The organism is Vibrio sp. 378 (genome assembly GCF_033339435.1).
Genome location: NZ_JAWOUO010000668.1, coordinates 1 through 650 on the forward strand (window position 1 = coordinate 1; position 650 = coordinate 650).

At 45.4% G+C, this 650-nt stretch carries 1 protein-coding gene; it reads right to left on the reverse strand.

Annotation, left to right across the window (positions count from 1 at the left end):
- Nucleotides 1–650, reverse strand: a 650-nt coding sequence (locus tag R7Q48_RS28160) for an AAA family ATPase (RefSeq protein WP_318133610.1), incomplete at both ends; no start/stop codon positions are given.

A 650-nucleotide genomic window follows, 5' to 3' on the forward strand; every position in this document is an offset into this window, starting at 1 on the left:
TTAACGTTTCAGCTCTCTGAATTTCTGTTTTCACGGCATTTAACTGAGCAAGCGATTCCTGCTCTCGCTTTTGCGCTGACGCGAATTGGACAGACAGCGTTTCACGTTGTTCTGTTAATTCCGCTTCTGATGTCACTCCCGCAACTTGAAGCGCGCCACGAATTTGGTTATCAAACTCATCTTTTGCTTTGCTTATCGAGCTTGCTTTGTCTTTTAAGGCGTATTCAATCTTTTTGTAGATATCCGTTTCGAACAACTGGCCAAAGATCTCTTCACGCTCTTTAGACGTTGCTAATAACAGCTCGCGAAATTTACCTTGAGGCAATACCATAACCTGACGGAACTGAGTTTCGTTCAAACCAATAATATTAGTGATCTCAGTTTTAACTTGGGTCGTTTTGCTGGTGATGAGTTTTTCTGTCTCACCCAATTCATACAATGACGCCGTGTGTTTGCGAACGGTCAAGCCCTCACCACGGGCTTTCGGAGCTTCTTGCTCCGGCGCGCGAGTCACTCGGTAAACTTTGCCATGCAAAGAGAAGTCTAGAGTTACTTCGGTTAGCAGCTGTTGCGATGCTAAATCGCAGCGCATTTGTATCCCTTGACGTTCATTGCTAGTGGTTTCGCCATATAGCGCAAAGCAAATCGCG